General features: G+C 31.8%; 18 protein-coding genes and 2 pseudogenes. 1 reads left to right on the top strand and 19 read right to left on the bottom strand.

The window, feature by feature from the left end:
* Nucleotides 1-2: 2 nt before the first annotated feature.
* From JJC03_RS18125 to JJC03_RS18120, 5 genes and pseudogenes are all read right to left on the bottom strand, one after another.
* Complete coding sequence (locus JJC03_RS18125) at nucleotides 3-626, bottom strand: phage baseplate assembly protein V (RefSeq protein ID WP_258931910.1); 624 nt, start codon at nucleotides 624-626, stop codon at nucleotides 3-5.
* Nucleotides 623-1,912, bottom strand: a complete 1,290-nt coding sequence (locus tag JJC03_RS13545; RefSeq protein WP_258931909.1) for a contractile injection system protein, VgrG/Pvc8 family — start codon at nucleotides 1,910-1,912, stop codon at nucleotides 623-625. Before JJC03_RS13545 ends, JJC03_RS18125 begins: the two co-directional genes overlap by 4 nt.
* A 1,429-nt stretch (nucleotides 1,913-3,341) precedes the next feature.
* Complete coding sequence (locus JJC03_RS13540; protein ID WP_088400665.1) at nucleotides 3,342-4,322, bottom strand: DNA cytosine methyltransferase; 981 nt, start codon at nucleotides 4,320-4,322, stop codon at nucleotides 3,342-3,344.
* Nucleotides 4,322-5,166: pseudogene (locus JJC03_RS13535) on the bottom strand (HindVP family restriction endonuclease). Before JJC03_RS13535 ends, JJC03_RS13540 begins: the two are co-directional and overlap by 1 nt.
* Entirely contained in the window at nucleotides 5,144-5,395 is a 252-nt protein-coding gene (locus JJC03_RS18120; RefSeq protein WP_258931908.1) for a HindVP family restriction endonuclease, read from the bottom strand. Before JJC03_RS18120 ends, JJC03_RS13535 begins: the two are co-directional and overlap by 23 nt.
* A 214-nt stretch (nucleotides 5,396-5,609) precedes the next feature.
* On the opposite strand from JJC03_RS18120, the gene JJC03_RS13530 reads away from it, so the two are divergent.
* Nucleotides 5,610-6,431: a transposase gene (locus tag JJC03_RS13530; RefSeq protein ID WP_258931907.1), complete on the top strand. Its 822-nt coding sequence runs from the start codon at nucleotides 5,610-5,612 to the stop codon at nucleotides 6,429-6,431.
* Between the two features lie 12 nt (nucleotides 6,432-6,443).
* On the opposite strand, the gene JJC03_RS13525 is transcribed toward JJC03_RS13530, so the two are convergent.
* The 14 genes and pseudogenes from JJC03_RS13525 to hisD all read right to left on the bottom strand — a co-directional run bounded on the left by JJC03_RS13525 (nucleotide 6,444) and on the right by hisD (nucleotide 22,211).
* On the bottom strand, nucleotides 6,444-7,247 hold the full coding sequence (locus JJC03_RS13525; protein WP_174647551.1) for a leucine-rich repeat domain-containing protein: 804 nt from the start codon (nucleotides 7,245-7,247) through the stop codon (nucleotides 6,444-6,446).
* Nucleotides 7,248-7,688: 441 nt separating this feature from the next.
* On the bottom strand, nucleotides 7,689-8,216 hold the full coding sequence (locus tag JJC03_RS13520; RefSeq protein WP_235873477.1) for a hypothetical protein: 528 nt from the start codon (nucleotides 8,214-8,216) through the stop codon (nucleotides 7,689-7,691).
* Between the two features lie 412 nt (nucleotides 8,217-8,628).
* On the bottom strand, nucleotides 8,629-9,639 hold the full coding sequence (locus JJC03_RS13515) for a hypothetical protein (RefSeq protein WP_235873476.1): 1,011 nt from the start codon (nucleotides 9,637-9,639) through the stop codon (nucleotides 8,629-8,631).
* A 1,487-nt stretch (nucleotides 9,640-11,126) separates the two neighbouring features.
* Nucleotides 11,127-13,304: a catalase/peroxidase HPI gene (katG, locus tag JJC03_RS13510; protein WP_088445358.1), complete on the bottom strand. Its 2,178-nt coding sequence runs from the start codon at nucleotides 13,302-13,304 to the stop codon at nucleotides 11,127-11,129.
* Between the two features lie 686 nt (nucleotides 13,305-13,990).
* On the bottom strand, nucleotides 13,991-14,374 hold the full coding sequence (gene gloA2 / locus JJC03_RS13505) for an SMU1112c/YaeR family gloxylase I-like metalloprotein (protein WP_088400653.1): 384 nt from the start codon (nucleotides 14,372-14,374) through the stop codon (nucleotides 13,991-13,993).
* Nucleotides 14,375-14,531: 157 nt separating this feature from the next.
* Nucleotides 14,532-15,209 carry a type 1 glutamine amidotransferase domain-containing protein gene (locus tag JJC03_RS13500; protein WP_258931904.1) on the bottom strand — a complete coding sequence of 226 codons (678 nt, stop codon included), beginning with the start codon at nucleotides 15,207-15,209 and terminating at the stop codon, nucleotides 14,532-14,534.
* Nucleotides 15,210-15,424: 215 nt separating this feature from the next.
* On the bottom strand, nucleotides 15,425-15,988 hold the full coding sequence (locus JJC03_RS13495) for a Crp/Fnr family transcriptional regulator (RefSeq protein WP_088400651.1): 564 nt from the start codon (nucleotides 15,986-15,988) through the stop codon (nucleotides 15,425-15,427).
* 263 nt (nucleotides 15,989-16,251) lie between these two features.
* Entirely contained in the window at nucleotides 16,252-16,845 is a 594-nt protein-coding gene (gene hisIE, locus JJC03_RS13490) for a bifunctional phosphoribosyl-AMP cyclohydrolase/phosphoribosyl-ATP diphosphatase HisIE (protein WP_088400649.1), read from the bottom strand.
* Nucleotides 16,842-17,594, bottom strand: coding sequence for an imidazole glycerol phosphate synthase subunit HisF (gene hisF, locus JJC03_RS13485; RefSeq protein ID WP_088400647.1), 753 nt, complete (start codon nucleotides 17,592-17,594; stop codon nucleotides 16,842-16,844). Before hisF ends, hisIE begins: the two co-directional genes overlap by 4 nt.
* A complete protein-coding gene (gene hisA, locus JJC03_RS13480; RefSeq protein WP_088400645.1) occupies nucleotides 17,588-18,301 on the bottom strand; it encodes a 1-(5-phosphoribosyl)-5-[(5-phosphoribosylamino)methylideneamino]imidazole-4-carboxamide isomerase in 714 nt (237 codons plus the stop codon). The genes hisF and hisA overlap by 7 nt, the downstream gene beginning before the upstream one ends.
* Nucleotides 18,298-18,876 (bottom strand): imidazole glycerol phosphate synthase subunit HisH, encoded by a 579-nt coding sequence (hisH, locus tag JJC03_RS13475; protein ID WP_088400643.1) that lies wholly within the window; start codon nucleotides 18,874-18,876, stop codon nucleotides 18,298-18,300. The genes hisA and hisH overlap by 4 nt, the downstream gene beginning before the upstream one ends.
* Nucleotides 18,873-19,964 carry a bifunctional histidinol-phosphatase/imidazoleglycerol-phosphate dehydratase HisB gene (gene hisB, locus JJC03_RS13470; protein WP_088400641.1) on the bottom strand — a complete coding sequence of 364 codons (1,092 nt, stop codon included), beginning with the start codon at nucleotides 19,962-19,964 and terminating at the stop codon, nucleotides 18,873-18,875. The genes hisH and hisB overlap by 4 nt, the downstream gene beginning before the upstream one ends.
* Nucleotides 19,961-20,974, bottom strand: a complete 1,014-nt coding sequence (gene hisC, locus JJC03_RS13465) for a histidinol-phosphate transaminase (protein ID WP_235873474.1) — start codon at nucleotides 20,972-20,974, stop codon at nucleotides 19,961-19,963. Before hisC ends, hisB begins: the two co-directional genes overlap by 4 nt.
* Nucleotides 20,971-22,211: pseudogene (hisD, locus tag JJC03_RS13460) on the bottom strand (histidinol dehydrogenase). The gene hisC and the pseudogene hisD overlap by 4 nt, the downstream one beginning before the upstream one ends.
* Between the last annotated feature and the right edge of the window lie 42 nt (nucleotides 22,212-22,253).

Below are 22,253 nucleotides of genomic sequence, written 5' to 3'. Positions count from 1 at the left end.
AATTAGTGGTTTTTAGTTTTATCGCCACTATTAATAGCTACTTCTTCTTTTGCATGCTTGTTAATGTTAGCTTCGCTAGAAACAGTGATGTCTTTTACAGCTTGTTTCGTTATAGCATTACCTGAAGAATTAATGTTTTCTTGAGCAATTTTTTTAATATTTTTTGCTAAAAGACTAAAATCACCAGCTGCAAATTGCGTCATCATTGCCCCTGCACTAATAGCATGATCTACCCCAGCTGTTTCTGTTATACTGGCTCCCGCACCTTGATTTATATTCATACCTGCGGTCATCGTAATGTTTTCTCCCGCTGTAAAGGTTATATTTTTAGGCGCATTTACATTGATATTCCCTTGCCCGTCCATTGTCCAGGTATTGCCGCTTGGGTCTTCTATAAAAACGGAACCTTGGGCATCGTTTAGGATTATTTTTGTGCCAGATCGGGTATGAATGACTTTTAGATCATTTCCTGGGGTATGGTACCCGCTGGTTTCGCTTCCGTTGTAATGAGTCCCTAATACAAACGGTTTTTCGGCATTGCCGTTTTCAAATCCTACAAGGACTTCTTCGCCTATTTCAGGGATGAAATGAAAGCCTTTGCCAGCTCCTGAGTGGGGTTGTATCAAACGAATCCACGGGGTTTTTGATTCTTTTTTTCTTGCCAAGGAAATTGTACGCGTACTCTACCCATTCCCATAGGGTCGTTGTTATCTACTACGCGTGCGGTTTGTTCTTCGCAGTTAGGATGGATGTTGTCGTCAAAATAAGGTGGGGTCCACATATCAGGGATTCCTACAAATTCGTTGTAATAATCCTTTCCGTTATGAAAATGATTGATTTCTATGATGCGGTAGGTTTCCATGGGTCTGTCGTTAATGTCAATCAGCTTGGTTAGATCGCCTTGTTTAAGTTCGGGATCTTTGCTTTTGCCTTTTACGATCATCAGGTTTTCTCTGTGTTCTTTTTGTTTTCGTACGGCCTCTTGTAGTTCTCTGTCTGTTTTATTATTAATACCCGTTGAGTTATAGTGTTTATTGGGTTTTTTATGGAATACGTCTTTTGAGGCGTTTATTGCGGTTACTTGGTAGGGGTTGAATTTGTTTTGTAATTGAGCTGAGGCGCTATCTCTTTGTAGGGTGCTGCCTGATTCTACATCGTAGGAGGTGTAGGTAAATTGCTGGGGTTTTACAGATATTTCAAAGGATGCGTGTACTAGGTCTGCGCCTTCTTCTAGTTGGATGATTTTAGGGCCTACTTTGTTGCCTAATACTAGGCTTTGTCCGTTGTAATAGAGGTATTCGCCATAGCGTATGGCCAGTTGTTTTAAAAATTGGTAATCTGTTTGATTGTATTGTACGGTGTAGGGCAACACGTGTTGGGTGTTGTTATTTTGGGTAATGAGGTTGAGTGTCTTGGGGTAATCTGTTGCTATTTGTTGGGCTATTTCTCCTAGGGTTTTGTTTTCAAAGCTTTGGGATTCAAGGCCTTGTTCTAGCATGATCGTTGGGGCGTGTCCTGTTATGTAGAGTCTGCCGTAACCGTCTTTTTTTAAGAGGTTTAGGTGGGTTATAATTCCTGTAAAGGTTTGTTTTATTTCCCCAAATCGGTGTAGGTGGATCTGTAGGGTTTTGCCTAGATAGCTTTTAGAATTTTCCATGATGTACGCCTCTTCGTTGTCTAGAGAATCAGCACGGGTATCTAGGGTAAAGCTGTCGTGGTCGTTAGTCTTTTGATGGAATGCTAGGTTAAAATGGGATTTTTCTAAAAAGTCTTTGCCTTCTATACTTAGGGTGCAGTACACTAAAAAATCAGATTTGTCTGTTAGGTAGTCTTTAAAGGTGCGTAATTTAGCGTATTTGGCTAGGTCATCTGGGTGGTTGAGCCTTCCATAATCACTGTTGTAATTTTCCATAGTTAGTTAGCTTGTTTAGTTCTTGTTTTTTTATTTAAAAACAGTGTTTATTATAACACAACGCATTGTTTTATTTTACAGCAACTTAAAAATACAATATTTTGTATTAAAACCAAGATTGGTTAATGGCTTTGTTTGGAGGTTTAATAAAATTAATTCAAAACGTTAAACCTCGCATATAAGTGTTGGGAATTTATTATTGTTAAAAGGGCTTTGAATCGAAAAAAAAACACTCCATTTTTTGTCTTCAATGGAGTAAAACTAGAACTACGGGAAAAATTGCGGTTCATATTCCTCTTTTGTTCTGCATTGCAAAGTCTATTGTCTAATTTGGGTTCAGTCTATTGATGGGGCAATGTTTTTGTATGCTTACTGAATTTTTTTGTGTGGAAATTTTTTTCACAAAAAAAACTACACAAAGTTGTGTGGAAAAAATATTTTAAAAAAAATCCACACAACTTTGTAGATACTCCAAATAGAGGCTGTCCTAAAAGTAAAAAATCAACACACAGTTTGTCTCTCCAACGGAAGGAGGAGTTTCATAATCAGTATTATGTGATTTGGCCTGTTCGAGCGGAACTCTCGGGGCTCTCTTTGATCGAGTAGAGCAAAGCGACTGGACGAAGTCAAATGACAAGATTGCGGACTTTTAGGACAAACTCTTGTATATCATTAATTTTTTAGTTCGAAATTCCCATAGTGAGTAGATGGAATGCAATCGGTTCTGTTCAACAATGGTTTACTTCACTGAGTTTCTATTTTGTTTTGGTGTTCAGTGATTACAATTCATTATTGGCTCTTCGAGCCCAACGAAACCTTAGCTGTTAACGGTAATGTTTTTCTTTTTCGGATAACATATACTTAGTTATTATTAGATAGCTAATTAAAAAACCTAAAGCTCTTGTATACCAAGTTAGAGAAATTTCAATAATTCTATCTTTTCTGTCATAATTCCATATATATATGTCATAATTTTTTATTCCGACAAATATTGTAACAGCTAACAATATTAAAACCCAAATTGGCACAATAAATTTTTTAAATATAGTTCTTATATTATTTTGAATCAAAAAATAAATAACTGAAGAGAAAAATAAAGAAGTTAGTAATTCTCTAGTAAAAATAAAAAAGAACCTTTCGCAAAGTTTTCGGTTAATATATGACCGAGACCTTTTCGGTAAGATTCTCCAAAATAATTGAAGTTATGAACTAAATAAATTTCAGTCAATTTGTACGAAATTATTAATCCTAATACGCTGACAATAATTTTAAATGTCTTTGATTTAATAATTTCCATATTAATTGCGTTTTTTAACATTACAGCTAACGGTTGGCGACTTGGCGATGTAGCGGTTAAAAATACCTTAACTTCCGGTTTATTACTAAACTAAAAAGATAAGCAAAAACTTTAAATTAAGCCCAAAACCCGCTATATTGCCAAACCGCGGTTATGCACAGTGCTGTATTCGTTTTCGTATAAAAATTCCAATTGTCCCATTGAAATTTGTCTATTTTGTTTTTTATCGTTGATGTATTCAGTAATACAGTTTGCAACAAATTCGCTAAGTTTTACAGGAACAGCATTCCCTATAATTTGCTCAAGGTTTGTCTTTGTACCATTGAAAACAAAGCTTTCGGGAAAAGTCTGAATAAGGCTTCTTTCTTTTGTTGTCAATGGTCTTAAATCTTCTGTAATTTCAACTGGGTCTCCTTCGTGTTTTGTGTAACCTTTAGGAATAGGTCGGTTTACGCCACGGATAGTCGGACTTGGTTCGTAGATACTAAAAATACCACGTCTTGCATAACTTCTTGGGTGTCTATAATAATATTCAATACCCAATGATTTACCAAAATAATCGAATAGGGTTGTTGGTTTTGCAGATTGTTTTTTTGTAAAATATGGATTTAAAAAATTGTCTTGAGAATGTTTGTGTCCAACCAAAAAGAAACGCTTTCTTGATTGAGGAACACCACAAAAACTGGCATCCAAAACTTGATAAGAAATTCCGTAACCTGCTTTCTTGAAAATTTTTAATGCTTCTTTTAAAATACCACTTTTTGTAATTCTTTCTACATTTTCCATTACAAACCATTCTGGATTTGTTTCGGAAACAATGTTTGCGAATGATATAGTTAAATCTGCTCTTCCTAATGTTTCATCTCTTTTACCTGCACTTGAAAAATCTTGACAAGGTGGACCACCAATTATCATTTGAGGTTTCAAACTTTTTACAAATTCAAGACCTTCCTCACTTCCTAAATCTGTATCATAAATAGGATGGTCGAAATTATCTTTATATACTTTTACGGCAGGCTCCCATTTGTCAAAAGCAGCTAGTATTTCAAATCCTGCGTTTTGAAAACCAAGTGATAAACCACCACAACCCGAAAATAAATCTACTATTTCCATTATGCGAATAATTCAGGTGAGTTAAAAATAATTGCGTCAAACCGTCTTTCAGGGCTAAGTAGATTTTGTCCGCCACCAAGAATAATTTTTCGAATGTCCTTTTTCTCAATTCTCGGTTTCGTTAATTCTGCACAAGTCATATATCGGTGTGTTACACGTCCGCTTACAGCAAATGCTTTATCGTTTTTAGTATTATACGAAAGTTCGTCAATAATTTTGTGATGATTGATTTGACCTTTTTGGAAAAATCATAAAGCATTTTGAACAACCAAATAATGGTTCTTATTTGTCGGGTAATTTTATTGTTTACAGAAAGTTCACCTCTTGCTACATCAACGAAAAGTTGAGTAAATGCAAAATTACTCCATACAAACACATCTAAACAATTATCAGTTAATTTGGGTGATTTTCCGTTTGTTTTCCAAATTGGTTGTAATAAAATTGGCTCTTGTTTGTCTAAAACCGAGAGAATGATTTTGTCAATGGTAGTAATCATTTCTGTTATATGTGTCCAAACAACTGAACCGTCTGTCCAATCCGAAATACTATCAAATTTATTACCGATAAGTTGAGACAATTCCTTTTGTTTGTCTTTGAAGTTTACAGCAATACTACAAGCCAAATACACGATAGTATCTGGTCGTATTACAATTTCACAACCATAGTATTCTTCACTTAAATTACAAGTTGAATTGTCAGGCAAAGCTGTTAGCTTTACTTCAATTGGTTTCAAGCATTGTCCGTTGCTTCTTAGTTGAGTAACTAAGTCAACTCTTGGTAATGAACCTATAACTAATTGTTGATATGGTGTAAATGGACTTTCAAAAGAAAAAAAATAAATCATCTGAATTTTGTTCAATACCATAAAGCTCTTCAGCCGATATTTTTTGATGATTTACTTTGAGGTCTTTGTCAAGACAGATATAAACATTTTCTAACCTTTTTGAAGCAAGAAAATTTGTCAAACCCGCAGGAAATGAAGAATTAAACTGGTTCTTACCCCAAGTATCTGCTTGGGTAAAATCTCTGTTTGAATGTATTACTCCAAATAATCCTGGTTTTTGCATTTTCATAATTTACTATATCTATAATTTGCTTCAAAATTACTATTTTTTTGGTAAGACAGGGCGGTTTTGTTCGTAAATTGAGGTTGTACAGTCGCTCGTAGCATTGTGCATAACGGCAGTCTGTGAAAAAACTTCACAAACCCTGTCAAATATAGCCAAAATAGTTTGTTAAAAAAATCGAGTTTTCGTATTTTTAAATAGGCAACACATCCAAGGAATCTTGCGTAATCAGTTACATTTGTCCAGCTTAGAAGATAAAATAACACCCGATAATCCAGTTCGTTTTATAGATGCTTTTGTTGAATTAATAGACCTTGAAAAAATTGGATTTACACCCGTTATTTTAAAAACCGAAGGGCATCCGAGTTTTAAGACCGAAGTGTTTCTTAAAATCTATTTATATGGTTATTTAAACGGTATACGTAGCTCAAAAAAACTAGAAAAAGAATGCATTCGCAATATCGAAATGCAGTGGCTTTTAGCTGATATTCGTCCTAACTATCACAGCATTTCTGATTTCAGAAAAGAAAATCCTAAAGTACTCAAGAAACTCTTTAAACTATTTCTTTCTTTTTTAAAAGATGTAGATTTAATTACTGGTGAAACCATTGCTATTGATGGGACTAAATCTAGAGCACACAATGGCAAAAAATCGAATTTTAATCAAAAGAAAATCGATAAACACTTGGCTTATATCGACACCAAAACCCAAGAATATTTGGATGAATTAGAAAAAAATGATGAAAAAGAGAATGTAGTTAAAATCAACAATATTCAACAAAAAATAGCACGTTTACAACAAAACAAAATCAGATATGAACTCCTTGAAAAACAACTCAAAGTGAGTGGTGAGCCTCACCCGAACTCGAAGGAGCGAACTGACGAAGTAAATAAGCACCATAGAATTCCCATAGTAAGTGAATATAGCGTAATCGGTTCCGTTCTACAGAGGTTTACTTCACTGAGTTTCTATTTTGTTTTGGTGTTCAGTGATTACAATTCATTGTTCGTGCTTCGCACGCAACGAAACCTTAGCTGTTAGTAGCTGGCATTTCTATCGTTCCCATATTTTTCTAATTAGTTTCAGCAATGGAAATTCTTTCCTTTTAGTTGGTTTATCCAATGGTGTGTCGTTGTTGTCTGTTTGTGTGGTAACTATTGTTGTTTCACTTTGACTGGCGTTATAACTTTTAATTTCTAATTCAAATCGTTCGTCTTCGTAAAGTGGTTGATCTAAGTCTGCCCCACCTTTATGTGCAAATTGAACATAGTCTTTTGGTGGTGTTGGCAATTTGCTTTCACATTCCTGTGAACAGAGATTTGTCAAAAGAGGTAAAACGTCTGTGCCTACATTTAAAGAAATCCAAAGTTGATTTGTTTGCTCGTAAGTCATAGTCTTACCACAAATGCTACAATTTACGGTGTCGCCTGAATACCGTACTGGATTATGAGTTAAACGAGGAAAGCCCATTCTGTTTTTCCAATTTCCATACAAGGCTCTTGTGCTTACTCTGCTGTCTTTTAGATTTTTACACTCTATAATTTCATAGGGAAACCAATGTAAGTCGTATGAAGTGTAAGGATCAAAATATTCAAGAGCTTCCATTTGTCCAATTTCTGGTGGAATACGTTTCAGTTTACTACCATAAAGCCAAACTTTTTTAACCTTCGTCAGTTTTGAGATTGTCTCAGGTAATGTATGTATTTGAGCAAACAACTCTAGTCCAAGTTCTTCTACAGGTGAAAATTCTTCTCGGTTTTCTGCTGCCACCTTGTCAACATAGTCACATAGCTTTTTCCAAGCAACAGAATTTCTGTCTTGCACGTCATTCTTTATTTTGGAAATTATTTTGTTCATTGTCGTGTTCTATTATGGATGTCTTCTATGCTTGCTGCTAACGTCAGTCTGTGAAAAAACTTCACAAACCCTGTCAAATATAGCCAAAATAGTTTGTTAAAAAAATCGAGTTTTCGTATTTTAAAATAGGCAACACATCCAAGGAATCTTGCGTAATCAGTTACATTTGTCCAGCTTAGAAGACAAGTATTGATACCCAGTATCAAAGGGAAACAATAAAAAACTCCGAAATACAGACTTCAAAAAAAGAGGCACAGAGTGCCTCTTGTATATCATTAAACTTTTAGTTCGAAATTCCCATAGTGAGTGAATGGAATGCAATCGGTTCCGTTCAACAGAGGTTTACTTCACTAAGTTTCTATTTTGTTTTGGTGTTCAGTGATTACAATTCATTGTTCGTGCTCCGCACGCAACGAAACCTTAGCTGTTAGCGGTAGGTTTTTAATCAACCCCCATTATTTGTAAAAAAATAATTTTAGTTTCTTCAATTTCAAAAACTAAATCAATTCCCATTATTCTATAAAAAGCACCTTTAGTAATTCTTGTCTCATATACATTTACTGATTTATTGATAAATTCATTTTCGAATAAATGTATAAATTCATTAATTGAATATTTTATTCTGCTTTTTAAATCTTTAATTGCTTGGATTTCTTCAGAATTTGAATCTGATTGAATTTCAATAAAAGGTTTGTATAGCTCTATTTTTAGTTTTTCTTTCCAGTTTTCAATTTTGAAGACTTCAATTGTCCAATCATTCGGATAAACTCCAAACAGTTCGTAAGAATTATTTTGTATTGACTTTTCAATATTCCCAGCAGAAAAATTAAAAGAATACATTTTATACTTCATTCCAATTACTGAAAAACAATTGATTGCAGCAAGAGAAGCAAGATAACCGTTAAGATAAACTAATTTTGTTTGTAAAATTTGATCTTTTAATTCTTCATTCAACATAAATTTCGTCATTAGGTTTTTTTGGCAAACTTACCGCTAACGTCAGTCTGTGAAAAAACTTCACAAACTCTGTCAAATATAGCCAAAATAGTTTATTAAAAAATCGAGTTTTCGTATTTATAAATAGGCAACACATCCAAGGAATCTCGCGTAATCAGTTACATTTATCCAGTTTAGAAGACAAGTATTGATACCCAGTATCAAAGGGAAACAATAAAAAACTCCGAAATACAGACTTCAAAAAAGAGGCACAGAGTGCCTCTTGTATATCATTAAACTTTTAGTTCGAAATTCCCATAGTGAGTGGATGGAATGCAATCGGTTCCGTTCAACAATGGTTTACTTCACTAAGTTTCTATTTTGTTTTGGTGTTCAGTGATTACAATTCATTGTTCGTGCTTCGCACGCAACGAAACCTTAGCTGTTAGCCGACGTTTCTTTTTATAAAATCTTTAAATTTCTTTTTAAAATCTTTCTCAAACATATTAATATCAAATATTTTTCTACCATAACCTTTCTCAGTTGCAAAAATCATTGATTTATGAAATTCACTATCTAAACCTTCTATTTTTTCTTTATAAAACTTAGTTGAGCAAACCCAAGTTTCTACATAAAAAGCAAACATATTTGATAATCTTCTAAATGTTCTCTTTTCATTTTCCATGAAGTATGAATTGACATATGGTTTAGCCAAAATAGCATCATCTTTGTGATAACCCATCAGTAGTATTGAATTTCCTAAATAAGGAAAAAATGAAATAAAGATTCCAGTTAATCTATCCATGTCTTTTCCATGTTCGGCTTTATATCTGTATACTTCTTCAGGTGTTTCATAATTTATTAAAGCATTAAGACATATTTCTTGTAATTCAAATTGGCGATGTTGAAAGACAAAAGATTCAGTTTGATTTTTTAAATCTGACCACATAGAATCTTTATAAAATTCCATGTCTAAAATTCCAAGTTTATTTTGCTCAATTGTTACTTTTAGTAATTCTTTATTCATTGAAATTTCTTCATTTTTCAAAACGCATTCATGAAGTTTTATTACAACTTGTTTGAGCCAAATTTCATTGTGTAATGTTCTTAGTGCGAATAATAAGCATGAAGTATAATCATCAGAATTTATCTTTCCTTCGGTTTCTATTTTTTTAAATACTGAAGCGTCATGTTCATTACAAAACCCCAAAAAAGTGTATATTTTATTAATTCCATCTTTTTTGAATCCAATATACTCTTGCTTAAAATTATCTATTTTTAGTTCCCACAAATGGTTGTCTTCAGCAATTGAAGATAATATTCCATTTTTTTGCATGATGTGAGAATTTATAGACTTTTTAGTGCATCCAGGAAACATACAGATATTTGTTTTATCTTTCGCTTGCTGTGCACAATCGGCAAATATTTTTGCAATTTTAGTATTTTCTGTTTTCACTATGATTTTTTTGGAAATGACGGCTAACGGACGAGGCTTTGCGAAGCGCGACCGAAGGAAGCGTTTTTCAAAGCCTGATTTGTACGCTGTTATGCTTCTCAAAGATAACAGTTCCAGTTGGGAATAACAATAGCTAGATAAACATTTGCAACCTATTTTGTAAAACTGAGGCTTTACGATGTTGGTTGCAAATAGCATCGAAATTCAACTGATTTTAAGAAAGTTAGGCTGAAAATTTGACATTGTCATTTTTTTCTACTAACTTTGGTCAAGATTTTTTTAGCGATTTCGGTTTGAAAATAAATTTTCGGCAAAACTCTTTTGCAAAAGCTTGGCGAATAATCATTATCATTCTCCTTATTTAAAATCAATCCTTTTTCGATAGTTTATCAGATATTTTTGTCCCAATTGCGTTACAACTCATAAATAGGCGAACCTATCTTAATCGTATTTATTGTTATTATTGAAACAATTTAAAAAGGCGTACTTCGCATTTTGTATTGTTTTTTCCAAATATAACGATAATAATGATTAAAAACAGTTAGAAATATACTCATCAAGATAGTTTTTTGAGATCAATCTTTCTAGTTAACTGGATACTCTTAAAGCAATTATAACAGCAGAAAGTAGTTGTTTAGCTAAACTTGTCAAAGAAAATAAAGCCTACCTAAAAATTATTTGCTTTTATCATAGTAATCGAGGAGCAATGTGGCGCAGTGTGCTGAAAGCATAGCCCTGAAGCGTAACACAGTGGAGAAAAATTGCGGTTGATATTCCTCTTTTGGCTCTTTTGTTCTGCATTGCAAAGTCTATTGTCTAATTTGGGTTCAGTCTATTGATGGGGCAATGTTTTTGTATGCTTACTGAATTTTTTTGTGTGGAAAAAATATTTTTTTAAAAAAAACTACACAAAGTTGTGTGGAAAAAAAATTTTTAAAAAAACTACACAACTTTGTGTGGAAAAAATATTTTAAAAAAAATCCACACAGATTATACGGAGTGTTAATCTATTTAATTATAAAGATTGTGTCTTGTATTTTCCAAGAGGGGGATTATGAAAAGGGATGGGAAAATAATGTGAGTTCCTGCTTTTCTTGTTTGTGTTTTTGTTTTTAAAATGAGGGCTAAGGGGTTGACAAGAGTTGATTTAAAAAAAGTGTGTCCAAAAAGTAAAAAATCAAGGTTGTATGAGTGTATTTAATAATCAGTATTATGTGATTTTTATCTCTCAACAATAGGAATGATTTCTTTGTAGTCTTTTGGGACACACTTTAACTTTGAGGCTCTCCAAAAAGTCCGCTATCTTGTCATTTGACTTCGTCCAGTCGCTTTGCTCTAGTTGACCAAAGAGAGACCCGAGAGCTCCTCTCGAACAGGCAAATCACATAGTACTGATTATAAGACTCCTCCTTCCGTTGGAGTAACAAACTGTATGTTGATTTTTTACTTTTAGGACAGCCTCATTATTATATATCAGATTTCTTAAATTATTTTTTTAGTTCATAACGATCTGAATCCATTACTTTTACCCAAGCTTTAACAAAATCCTGTACAAATTTTTCTTTGCTATCATCTTGTGCATAAACTTCTGCATAAGCGCGTAAAATAGAATTTGAACCGAATACTAGATCAACTCGAGTCGCTGTCCATTTTACCTCTCCATTAGTTCTATCTACTATACTGTAAAGATTTTTTGTTACGGGTTTCCAGGTATACTTCATATCAGTAATATTTACAAAAAAGTCATTAGTTAAAACCCCTTCTCTATCTGTAAAAACACCGTGTTTTGTGTTATCATAGTTGGTTCCTAAAACTCTCATACCACCTATTAAAACGGTCATTTCTGGCGCAGTAAGTCCCATAAGTTGGGTTCTATCAAGAAGTAATTCTTCTGGTGTAATGGCATAATCTTTTTTTAACCAGTTTCTATAAGCATCATGAATTGGTTCAAGAACAGAGAACGATTCAACATCTGTTGTATCTTGTGTTGCATCTCCTCTTCCTGGATTAAAAGGAACTTTAATATTTATACCTCCTTCTTGCGCTGCTTTTTCTATAGCGGCGCTACCGCCTAAAACAATTAAATCAGCTATGCTAATTTTATGACTTAATTCGTTTTGAATTTCTTCGAATTTACTTAATACTTTTTCTAATCTTGCAGGTTCATTTCCTTCCCAATCTTTTTGAGGTACTAAACGAATTCTAGCTCCATTTGCTCCTCCTCTAAAATCAGAATTGCGAAATGTTCTAGCGCTATCCCATGCTGTATTGATAAGTTCTGCTTTAGTGAGTCCTGAATTTAAAATTTTTGTTTTTAATTCTTCAATATCAGTATCATTTAATTTATAATGAACAGCAGGAATTGGGTCTTGCCAGATTAGATCTTCTTTTGGCACATCTGCTCCTAGGTAACGGCTTTTGGGTCCTAAATCGCGATGAGTTAATTTAAACCATGCTCTTGCGAATACCTCTTCAAAATATTGGGGATCATTATAAAATTTTTCTGATATTTTTCTATATTCAGGATCTAATTTCATTGCCATATCAGCATCCGTCATAATAGGGTTTCTACGGACTCCTTTTATATGGGCATCAAATGGTTTATCTTCTTCTTTTATATCAATTGGTTCCCATTGCCATGCATCTGCTGGACTTTTTCTTAATTCCCATTCGTAATTTAATAAAAGATGAAAATAGGTATGATTCCATTTATCAGGGGTTGTTGTCCAAGCTCCTTCTAATCCACTTGTTATTGTGTCTTCTGCGTTACCTTTTCCTTGAGGGTTCATCCATCCAAAACCTTGTGTTTCAACATTGGAAGATTCTGGATTGGGACCTAAAGCAGAGGCATCGCCATTTCCATGAGCTTTTCCTACGGTATGTCCTCCTGCTGTTAAGGCTACTGTTTCTTCGTCATCCATTGCCATACGTTTAAAAGTAGTACGAACGTCTTTGGCTGTTTTTAACGGATCTGGATTTCCATCAACTCCTTCTGGATTTACGTAAATTAATCCCATTTGTACTGCTGCTAAAGGATTTTCAAGGGATTCACTATCTGAATGATCTGAATATCGCTCTTTTCCTAACCATTCTTTTTCCGCTCCCCAATAAATGTCTTTTTCGGGATGCCAAATATCTTCTCTACCTCCTGCAAAACCAAATGTTTTAAATCCCATTGATTCATAAGCCATATTTCCTGCAAGTATGATTAAATCAGCCCAAGAAATTTTGTTACCATATTTTTTCTTAATAGGCCATAACAATCTGCGTGCTTTATCTAAATTTCCATTATCAGGCCAACTATTAAGAGGTGCAAAACGCTGATTACCTGTGTTAGCTCCTCCTCTACCATCTGCCAAGCGATATGTACCCGCTGCATGCCATGCCATTCTGATCATTAAACCTCCATAATGTCCCCAATCAGCAGGCCACCAATCTTGGCTTTCTGTCATTAATTTTTTTAAATCATTTTTTAATGCTTCAAGATCTAATTTTTTAAATTCTTCTGCATAATTAAAGTTTTTTCCTAATGGGTTTGTTTTGGTATCGTGTTGATGTAAAATATCTAAATTAAGTGCATTGGGCCACTTATCCATAACAGAATTTTGAGATTCTGTATTAGCCCCATGATGAAATGGGCATTTTCCTTCTTTTGAATTGTTCATAATTCTTTTAGTTTAAATTTTTATTTATTATTTTTCTTATTGTTATTATCCTTATTATCCTTTTTTTAATCTCTCTGTTATTTAAGATAACAAAAGATCAGAGTACTTATGTTACTTTCTTATATCTTTTAAATTGGATAGCTTAGATAGCTTCTCTATATCATAAATTATAAATGCTAAAAATAGTTAAGAATACTATTTTTCATATGGCTAAGATTTATACAATATTATGTTCTGGATTATATTTTTTTGTTATTCAATAACTCAAATATAATAAAAATCTATGTATTTAGTTAGGAAAAGTAGTCTCTATTTATTGAATTTAGTCAACTTAAAGGTTTTAATTTCTAAGATTTTTTGTGATGAAAATTTGTAGTACTATTTTAAAATGTATGTGTACTTTAATAAAGGAATATAGCTAAACAATCTTTATTGCTTTGGAAAGGAATTTATAGTTGTTAGTAGACTCTAAAATCAACTAATCTAATTAGAAGGAAGTATTCTAAAAGTAAAAAGTCTGGACAAAATTTTTCTTTCTGGTACAAAAGAAAAGTCTCTTAATGAATATGATGTAATTTTTTAGTTTGATCAAAATGGTAGGATTTCAGTTTTTTGGGATACTGTCTTCTTTTTGAGTTTATTTTTAAAAAGGGTAATTTTATAATATGCTTTTTTAGAATATACTTTTATATTTCGTATAATTCAATAGGTAATTTATCAGGGTCTTGAAAAAAAGTAAATCTTTTTTGGGTGTATTCATCAACTCTAATAGGTTCTGTAATAATATTATTTTGTTTTAATTTTTCTATGATCTCTTCTAAATTTGAGACTTCAAAAGCTAAATGTCTTAATCCGCAAGCTTCTGGTCTTGAAGCTCTATTGGGAGGGTTTTGAAAAGAAAATAATTCTATAATATAATTTCCATTTAATGCTAAATCTAGTTTGTATGACTGTCTTAGGTCTCTATATTCTTCTCTTATAATTTCGAGTCCTAAAATTTGTGTATAAAAATATTTTGACTTTTGGTAATCAGAACAAATAATAGCTATATGATGAATCTTTTTTAGCATATGCTTTTAAAATGTATTGAGGGTGTCTGAAAAGTAAAATCTAGACAAAGTTTATGCCTCTTCTTAAAAAAAGATTTTCATAATATATACTTTCTTCCTTTAATAGGATAATAAGCTTGTAAACTTTTAGACACCCTCAATTATTTTTGAGAATTAATTAAAGTTTTTGAAGTTCTTTTAATACGGCTTCTCCAACTCCATGTGCTGATTGTGGATTTTGTCCTGTTACAACTCTTTGATATACTGCTACATGAGATTGCCATAATCCTGATTTCTCAAACTTTGCACCACGTTCTATCAGTTTTGTTTCTAAACTAAATGGAACAACGTTTTCTAATTTTATAGCACTTTCTTCTTCGTTAGTAAAAGCGTTTATTTTTTTACCATCAACTAAATATTTCCCATTACTAAGTTTTATATTTACTAGACCTGCTGGTCCATGGCAAACGGCACTTACAACCCCATTATTTTCATAAATTTTTTGTGCAATTAGAGCGAGTTCTTCATTATCTGCAAAATCCCACATAGTTCCATGTCCTCCTGCATATAAAATAGCTACATAATCTGCTGGATTAACTTCTGATGGTATCATCGTATTTTGTATTTTAGCTTGGTATTTTGTATCAGCTAAGAATCTTTGGTCAACTGGATCTTCGTTATTTTCTCCATAATAAGAAGGATTACCTCCTTTAGGGCTTACAAATTCTATTTCGTATCCTGCATCACTTAAAACAGCCCAAGGATGGGTTACTTCACCTAAATAATAACCTGTAGACTGCCCTGTTTCTCCTAATTTGTTGTGGCTAGTAACCACAAATAAAATTTTCTTGTTCATTTTTTTTGTATTTAAATTTTGTGCAGTTGCTTTATATATTCCACTAAAAAGAGTGAAGCTAGCAATTACGATAATTCCTTTCAAGACATTTTTAAATAGTTGGAAATAGTTGGCTCATTGCTAGTACTATTTTAAATTGATTTTACAAATTTGAGTACATTATTTTTTCTTTAAAAGGAAGTAAATCACAAGTTTGATGTGATATATATCACATTTTAAGAACTAAGACGACTAAGAGTTTCTCTTGAAACGCCTAGATAAGAAGCTATTAGGGTTTTAGGTACTCTTTGAAATAATATAGGATAATTTTCTCGAAGTTGTTCGTATCGTTCTTTGGCATTACTGTTTAATAATGATAATATTCTTCTTTGTAATGCCATATAACCAGAATTGGATTTTTTTCTAAAGAAGTGTTCTATTTTGTGCATATCAGCACATAATTTTTCTCTATTTTCTAAGGATAAACAAAGGACTTCTGTGGCTTCAATACAATCAATATTAAGTATTGATTTTGTTTCATTGAAGTAGGCTTGATAGTCTGTTATCCACCAATCTTCCATTGCAAATTGCATGATATGTTCTTTTCCATCTTGGTTAACATAATATGCTTTTAGAAGTCCTTTTATTACAAAATGATCATTTTGTACAAAATCTCCTTCTTGAATGAGATATTGGTGTTTTTTTAATTTTTTGATTGTGAAATGGGATAAAATATATTGAAACTCTTGGTCTGTTAATGCAGTAATTTTTTCTATTTGCTGTCTTAATATTTCACTCATCTTATTTTATAGGCTATTTTTTAAAAAACGACATGTATTTTATGAGTTAACTTGCCATAGGGTAAATATAGGATAAAAGATAAGAAGTACCAAGTTGGGCTGGGATTCTATTACTCTTTATTAAAGTGATTATATGAATTTAAATATTTTTTTAATCGTTTTAAGCTTGGTTTAAATAGTCAAGCTCAAAACGATTGTTTTTTAAATAAAAGCTTTTTATGTTAGGTATCCTGTTTTTTAGGGGTATCTGTTATTCGTTTTATTTATGATTTAACGTTACGAAATGCTAATATTTTTTCTATTTCTTGTAGGTTCGTATTTTTTGCTTTTAGTAAAATTAAAAAATGATATAATAAATCAGCTGCTTCATTTTTAAACAATTCATTATTAGTATCTTTTGCTTCTATAATGAGTTCTACTGCTTCTTCTCCTACTTTTTGAGCAACTTTATTAATTCCTTGTTTAATGAGTTTGTTTGTATATGAGTTTTTATCATTATTATCAACTCTATTGGTAATCAAATTTTCTAATTGATACAAAAATCCTTTGTGGGTTTCTTCTTTAAAACAAGATTTTAGGCCTGTATGACAGGTTGGTCCTTCTGGTATTGCTTTAATTAAAATAGTATCATAATCACAATCTATTTGTATATCTTTTACTACTAAAAAATTTCCTGATGTTGCTCCTTTTGTCCATAAACGGTTTTTAGTTCGGCTAAAGAATGTAACTTTTTTTTCTTGTAATGTTTTATTAAATGCTTCATCATTCATATAACCTAACATTAATATTTGCAAGGTGATATAATCTTGAATAATTACAGGAATAAGTCCATTATTTTTTTGAAAATTTAAATTCATCTTACTTGAATATTTTGTGATATTAAATATTTTTTTAATTGAGGAATGGAGATTTCTCCAAAGTGAAAGATACTTGCTGCTAATGCAGCACTTACTTTTGTTTTTTGAAATACTTCTTTAAAGTGTTCTTGTTTTCCTGCTCCTCCTGAAGCAATTACGGGTATATGTACTGTATTACTTATTTTATCTAATATATCTAATGCAAATCCTTTTTTAGTACCATCATTATTCATAGATGTTAATAGTATTTCGCCTGCGCCAAGTAATTCTGCTTTTTTTGCCCAATGAATGGTTTTGATGCCTGTAGGCTTTTTGCCTCCATTAATAAACACATTCCATTGATTGTTTTCAAATTTAGTATCAATAGCAACTACGACACATTGACTACCAAATTGATTGGCTATTTCACTTATAAGAGTTGGTTTTTGTATGGCTGAGGAATTAATACTTACTTTATCTGCTCCTGCTCTAATAACTGCTTGTGCATCTTGTATAGAATTAATTCCTCCTCCTACAGTAAAGGGGATATTAATTTCCTTAGCTATTTTTTCTACTAGGTTTACTAATGTTTTTCTATTTTCAATGGTAGCTAAAATATCTAAAAAAACGAGTTCATCAGCACCATATGAAACATAATGTCTAGCTAACTCTATGGGATCTCCTGCGTCTTGTATATCTAGGAAATTTATTCCTTTTACTGTTCGTCCATTTTTAATATCTAAACAAGGGATAATTCTTTTTTTTAACATAATTTACTTAAGTCTTTAAGATTAATTTTACCTTCATAAATGGCCTTTCCTACTATGACTCCGTAACAATTTATTTGTTTGAGTTTTATAATATCTTCTATAGATGAAACTCCGCCACTTGCTATTAAATTACTCTTTGTATTTTTTAAAATTTCTTGATATAATTCATTTGATGCCCCTTGTAACATACCATCTTTAGCAACATCTGTACATATTACGTGAGTAATACCTTTAGTTACATAATTTTTAATAAACTGAACTACGTCTTGTTCTGTTTTTTGAAGCCAACCTTGTGTTACTATTTTTCTATTATGAGCATCTGCCCCAAGAATAATTTTTTCGCTTCCGTAATTTTCTAACCATGTTAAAAATAAGGTGGGGTTTTGAACTGCAATACTTCCTCCTGTAATTTGTGTAGCACCGCTATTAAAGGCTATTTTAACATCTTCTAGACTTTTTATGCCACCTCCAAAATCTATTTTTAAAGAGGTTTTTCGAGCTATTTCTTCTAATACTTTATAATTGACTATATGATTTGATTTTGCTCCATCTAAATCTACTAAATGAAGATATTGAATCCCGTTTGCTTCAAATTTTTTAGCTACTTCTATTGGGTTTTCATTGTAAATTTTTTGTGTACTATAATCCCCTTTTGTAAGTCGAACACATTTTCCATTAATGATATCTATAGCTGGAATAATTTTCATAATTCTAAAAAGTTTTTGAGTATTTTTTCTCCTATCGTGCCTGATTTTTCTGGATGAAATTGGGTGGCATAAAAATTATTTTTTTTCATTGAAGCGCTAAATGGTATAATATAATTACATATGGCGGTTGTATTTTCAGAAATTTCAGAATAATAACTATGTACAAAATACACGTCATTAGTTGATTGAATTCCAAAATATAATTGATCCTTAAAATTTATAAGGTTATTCCATCCCATATGAGGTACAATATGAGTTATGGGAAATCTTTTTACATTAACTTGAAAAATTCCTAAACAATTTACGTTACCTTCTTCAGAAAACTTACACATTAGTTGTTGCCCTAAACAAATTCCTAAAACGGGTTGCTTTAATGATTTTATAAGTTTATCCATGTTACGTTCTTGTAAATATTTCATAGCTGTGCTGGCTTGTCCTACGCCTGGTAAAATGACTTTTTCTGCGTTTCGAATTTCCTGTTCGTTATCTGTTACAATACAATTAAAGCCTAAACGCTCTATGGCATTTTTAACTGATGTTATATTTCCTGCATTGTATTTTATAATGGCAATCATAATGTTCCTTTTGTACTAGGGATTGAAAAATTATTTGTTTTAGAAGTAGCCATTTTTAAAGCTTTTGCAAAAGCTTTAAAAATGGCTTCTATCTTGTGATGTTCATTATTTCCTTCTGCTTTTATATTTAAATTACACTTTGCATTATCACTAAAAGATTTAAAAAAGTGCATAAACATTTCAGTAGGCATATCTCCTATTTTTTCTCTTTTAAATTGAACGTCCCAAACAAGCCAAGGTCTACCTCCGAAATCTATTGCTACTTGAGCAAGACAATCATCCATGGGTAATAAAAATCCATATCGTTCAACTCCTTTTTTAGTTCCTAAAGCGTTTAAAAAGGTGCTTCCAAGTGTAATAGCCACATCTTCTATTGTATGATGTTCATCAATATACAAATCTCCTTTTACTTGTATATTGAGGTCTATATTACCATGCTTAGCAATTTGTTCTAACATATGATCAAAAAAACCCAATCCTGTTGAAATACTCGCATTTCCTGATCCATCTAAATTCAGTTCTACTAGTATTTTTGTTTCGTTAGTATTTCGCGTAACCTTTGCTTTTCGTGATTTTAAGGCTAATAATGTATAAATATCTCTCCATGATGTAGTGGTTAATTCTGCTTGATCGCAATTTTCTTGTCCAATTAATAAAGCCTTACAACCTATATTTTTTGCTAATTGAACATCTGTTAAACGATCACCTATTACATATGAATTTTCTATGTCAAAATCTCCTTTTATATAGTGTGCCAGCATTGCTGTTCCTGGTTTACGAGTAGGTAACTCTTGATATGAAAAGGATTTATCAATTAATATTTCATGAAATTCAATACCTTCATTTTTAAATGCTTTGAGTATTTTATTTTGTACAGGCCAAAAAGTATTTTCTGGAAATGATGGTGTACCTAATCCATCTTGGTTAGTTACCATAACGAGTAAATAATCTAACTCTTTAACTATACGAGAAAGATTTTGAAATACACCCGGGTAGAATTCTAATTTTTCTAAACTATCTAACTGACAATCAACTGGAGGTTCTAAAACTAATGTACCATCTCGATCTATAAATAATATTTTTTTCATAATTTAATATCTTTTAATATGTTTATGAGTATTTTATTTTCATGAGGTTGACCAATGCTAATTCTTAAGGTATTTTGAATTACTGTATGACGATTACGGATGATGATATTTTTTTGTATTAATTTTTGATATATAATATTGGCTTTTTCTACTTTTAATAGAATAAAATTTGCCTGAGTTGGATATATCTTTTTTACAAAGGGAAGCTTGTTTAATTCTTCTATTAACCAAGTTCGTTGTTCTATGATTATTTTTTTATTTTTAATAAAAGTTTCTATATCATTTAATGCTTTTATTGCTTCTTCTTGATTAATCTTACTTATATTGTAAGGAGGCTTAATCTTTGTATATAAGTCAATTATTTCTTTACTGGCATAGGCAATTCCTATACGAATAGCAGCTTTTCCCCAAGCTTTACTTAATGTTTGGGATACTATTATATTAGGATATTTTTTTACTTTTTGTAATAATGATTCTTGCATGCTAAAATCAATGTATGCTTCATCTATAAAAACGATTCCTCTAAAATTTTTAATAATCGTTTCTATATTTTCAATATGATTACCTGTTGGATTATTAGGTGAGCAGATAAAAATCATTTTAGCTTCTGTACTTAAAATTCTATCAATATCTAATTGAAATGATTGATTAAGAGGAATGGTTATGACTTGAATATTATTTATGTGAGCAGCTACTTTGTACATGCCATAAGTAGGTGGACAAATAATGATTTTATCAAGGGCTGGCTCACAAAATATTCTGTAAGCTAAATCAATGACTTCATCACTGCCATTTCCTATAAAGATATTATCAGGAGTAATATTTTTTACTAATCCTAATTTATCTTTTAGTTCTTTCTGATAAGGATCTGGATAACGATTTAAATAACCAAAAGGATTTTCATTTGCATCTAAAAATATACCATCGTTTGTATTAAATTCATCACGTGCACTACTATAAGGAGTAAGTGAAAGTATGTTAGAGCGTATAAGTTTTTTTATTTGAATCATGATTCTAAATTTTTTAATCGAATGGTAACTGCATTTTTGTGGGCGAATAACTGCTCTTCTTCTGCCATTACTTCTATGATGGGACCTATGTTTTGAATTCCCTCTTTACTTAATTCTTGGAAGGTTATTTTTTTATAAAACTATCAACGGATACTCCACTATAGTTGCGCGCATATCCATTAGTAGGTAATGTATGATTTGTTCCACTGGCGTAATCTCCTGCACTTTCACAACTATAATTACCTAAAAAAACAGAACCTGCATTACATATATCTGAAAGGTATTGATTATATGTTTGTACTGCTAAAATCAAGTGTTCAGGTGCATATAAATTACTTAATTCTAAACATTCCCATATATCTTTCAATACAATGGCTTTACTATTTTGAAGTGCTTTTTGAGCAATTGTATTTCTAGGTAATATTTGTATTTGTACTCTTACTTGTTCTAGTATTTGTTTAATTATTTCTAGATTGTCAGAAAGTAATATTACTTGACTATCAGGACCATGTTCCGCTTGTGAGAGTAAGTCTGCTGCAACAAAATGAGGATAACTTGAGTTATCTGCAATTATTAATAATTCACTAGGTCCTGCGGGCATGTCTATTGCTACTCCAAAATTCATTGCAACTTGTTTAGCTGCTGTTACATATTGATTTCCTGGTCCGAAAATCTTATCTACTTTAGGAATTGATCTAGTTCCAAATGTCATTGCTCCTATTGCTTGGATACCTCCAACAGTAAATATTCTAGTAACACCTACTAATCGAGCAGCAAATAAAATTGCAGGATTAATTATGCCGTTTTTATCGGGTGGTGTACAGAGTATAATTTCTTTACATCCAGCTAATTTAGCGGGTATTCCTAACATTAACACCGTTGAAAATAAGGGGGCGGAACCTCCTGGTATATAAATCCCTATTTTTTCTATAGGGCGGTTTTCTCTCCAACACTTTACGCCTATTGTGGTTTCTATTACTTGCTTTTTTTCAATTTGTGCTGTATGAAATTTTTCTATATTTGATTTTGCTATTTGAATAGCTTCTTTTAACTCTTCTGATATATTTTCTATTGATTTATTCCAAATTATTGAATCTATTTCTAATTTTTCTAAATCAACATGATCAAAAAAATGGGTATATTTAATTACGGCTTTATCTCCTTCTTTTTTAATCTCTGAAAAAATTTGATTTATGGTTTCTGAAAGATTTGTTTGATCTATATTCGGACGTTGGATAAGCTGCGTCCATTCTTTTTATGTGGGTTTACAATTATTTCC

The organism is Flavobacterium oreochromis (genome assembly GCF_019565455.1).
GTDB lineage: Bacteria > Bacteroidota > Bacteroidia > Flavobacteriales > Flavobacteriaceae > Flavobacterium > Flavobacterium oreochromis.
Note: the sequence above shows the minus strand (reverse complement) of the source record. Positions and strands in the feature narration are given on the sequence as shown.

What these genes read in the sequence shown, in the direction of transcription:
- JJC03_RS13545 (WP_258931909.1), bottom strand. Translation starts at nt 1,912, where the DNA reads ATGGAAAATTACAACAGTGATTATGGAAGGCTCAACCACCCAGATGAC.
- JJC03_RS13495 (WP_088400651.1), bottom strand. Translation starts at nt 15,988, where the DNA reads ATGAGTGAAATATTAAGACAGCAAATAGAAAAAATTACTGCATTAACA.
- gloA2 (WP_088400653.1), bottom strand. Translation starts at nt 14,374, where the DNA reads ATGCTAAAAAAGATTCATCATATAGCTATTATTTGTTCTGATTACCAA.
- hisH (WP_088400643.1), bottom strand. Translation starts at nt 18,876, where the DNA reads ATGATTGCCATTATAAAATACAATGCAGGAAATATAACATCAGTTAAA.
- JJC03_RS13500 (WP_258931904.1), bottom strand. Translation starts at nt 15,209, where the DNA reads ATGAACAAGAAAATTTTATTTGTGGTTACTAGCCACAACAAATTAGGA.
- JJC03_RS13540 (WP_088400665.1), bottom strand. Translation starts at nt 4,322, where the DNA reads ATGGAAATAGTAGATTTATTTTCGGGTTGTGGTGGTTTATCACTTGGT.
- hisA (WP_088400645.1), bottom strand. Translation starts at nt 18,301, where the DNA reads ATGAAAATTATTCCAGCTATAGATATCATTAATGGAAAATGTGTTCGA.
- JJC03_RS18120 (WP_258931908.1), bottom strand. Translation starts at nt 5,395, where the DNA reads ATGAAAATGCAAAAACCAGGATTATTTGGAGTAATACATTCAAACAGA.
- hisB (WP_088400641.1), bottom strand. Translation starts at nt 19,964, where the DNA reads ATGAAAAAAATATTATTTATAGATCGAGATGGTACATTAGTTTTAGAA.
- JJC03_RS13520 (WP_235873477.1), bottom strand. Translation starts at nt 8,216, where the DNA reads ATGACGAAATTTATGTTGAATGAAGAATTAAAAGATCAAATTTTACAA.
- hisC (WP_235873474.1), bottom strand. Translation starts at nt 20,974, where the DNA reads ATGATTCAAATAAAAAAACTTATACGCTCTAACATACTTTCACTTACT.
- hisIE (WP_088400649.1), bottom strand. Translation starts at nt 16,845, where the DNA reads ATGAATTTAAATTTTCAAAAAAATAATGGACTTATTCCTGTAATTATT.
- katG (WP_088445358.1), bottom strand. Translation starts at nt 13,304, where the DNA reads ATGAACAATTCAAAAGAAGGAAAATGCCCATTTCATCATGGGGCTAAT.
- hisF (WP_088400647.1), bottom strand. Translation starts at nt 17,594, where the DNA reads ATGTTAAAAAAAAGAATTATCCCTTGTTTAGATATTAAAAATGGACGA.
- JJC03_RS13525 (WP_174647551.1), bottom strand. Translation starts at nt 7,247, where the DNA reads ATGAACAAAATAATTTCCAAAATAAAGAATGACGTGCAAGACAGAAAT.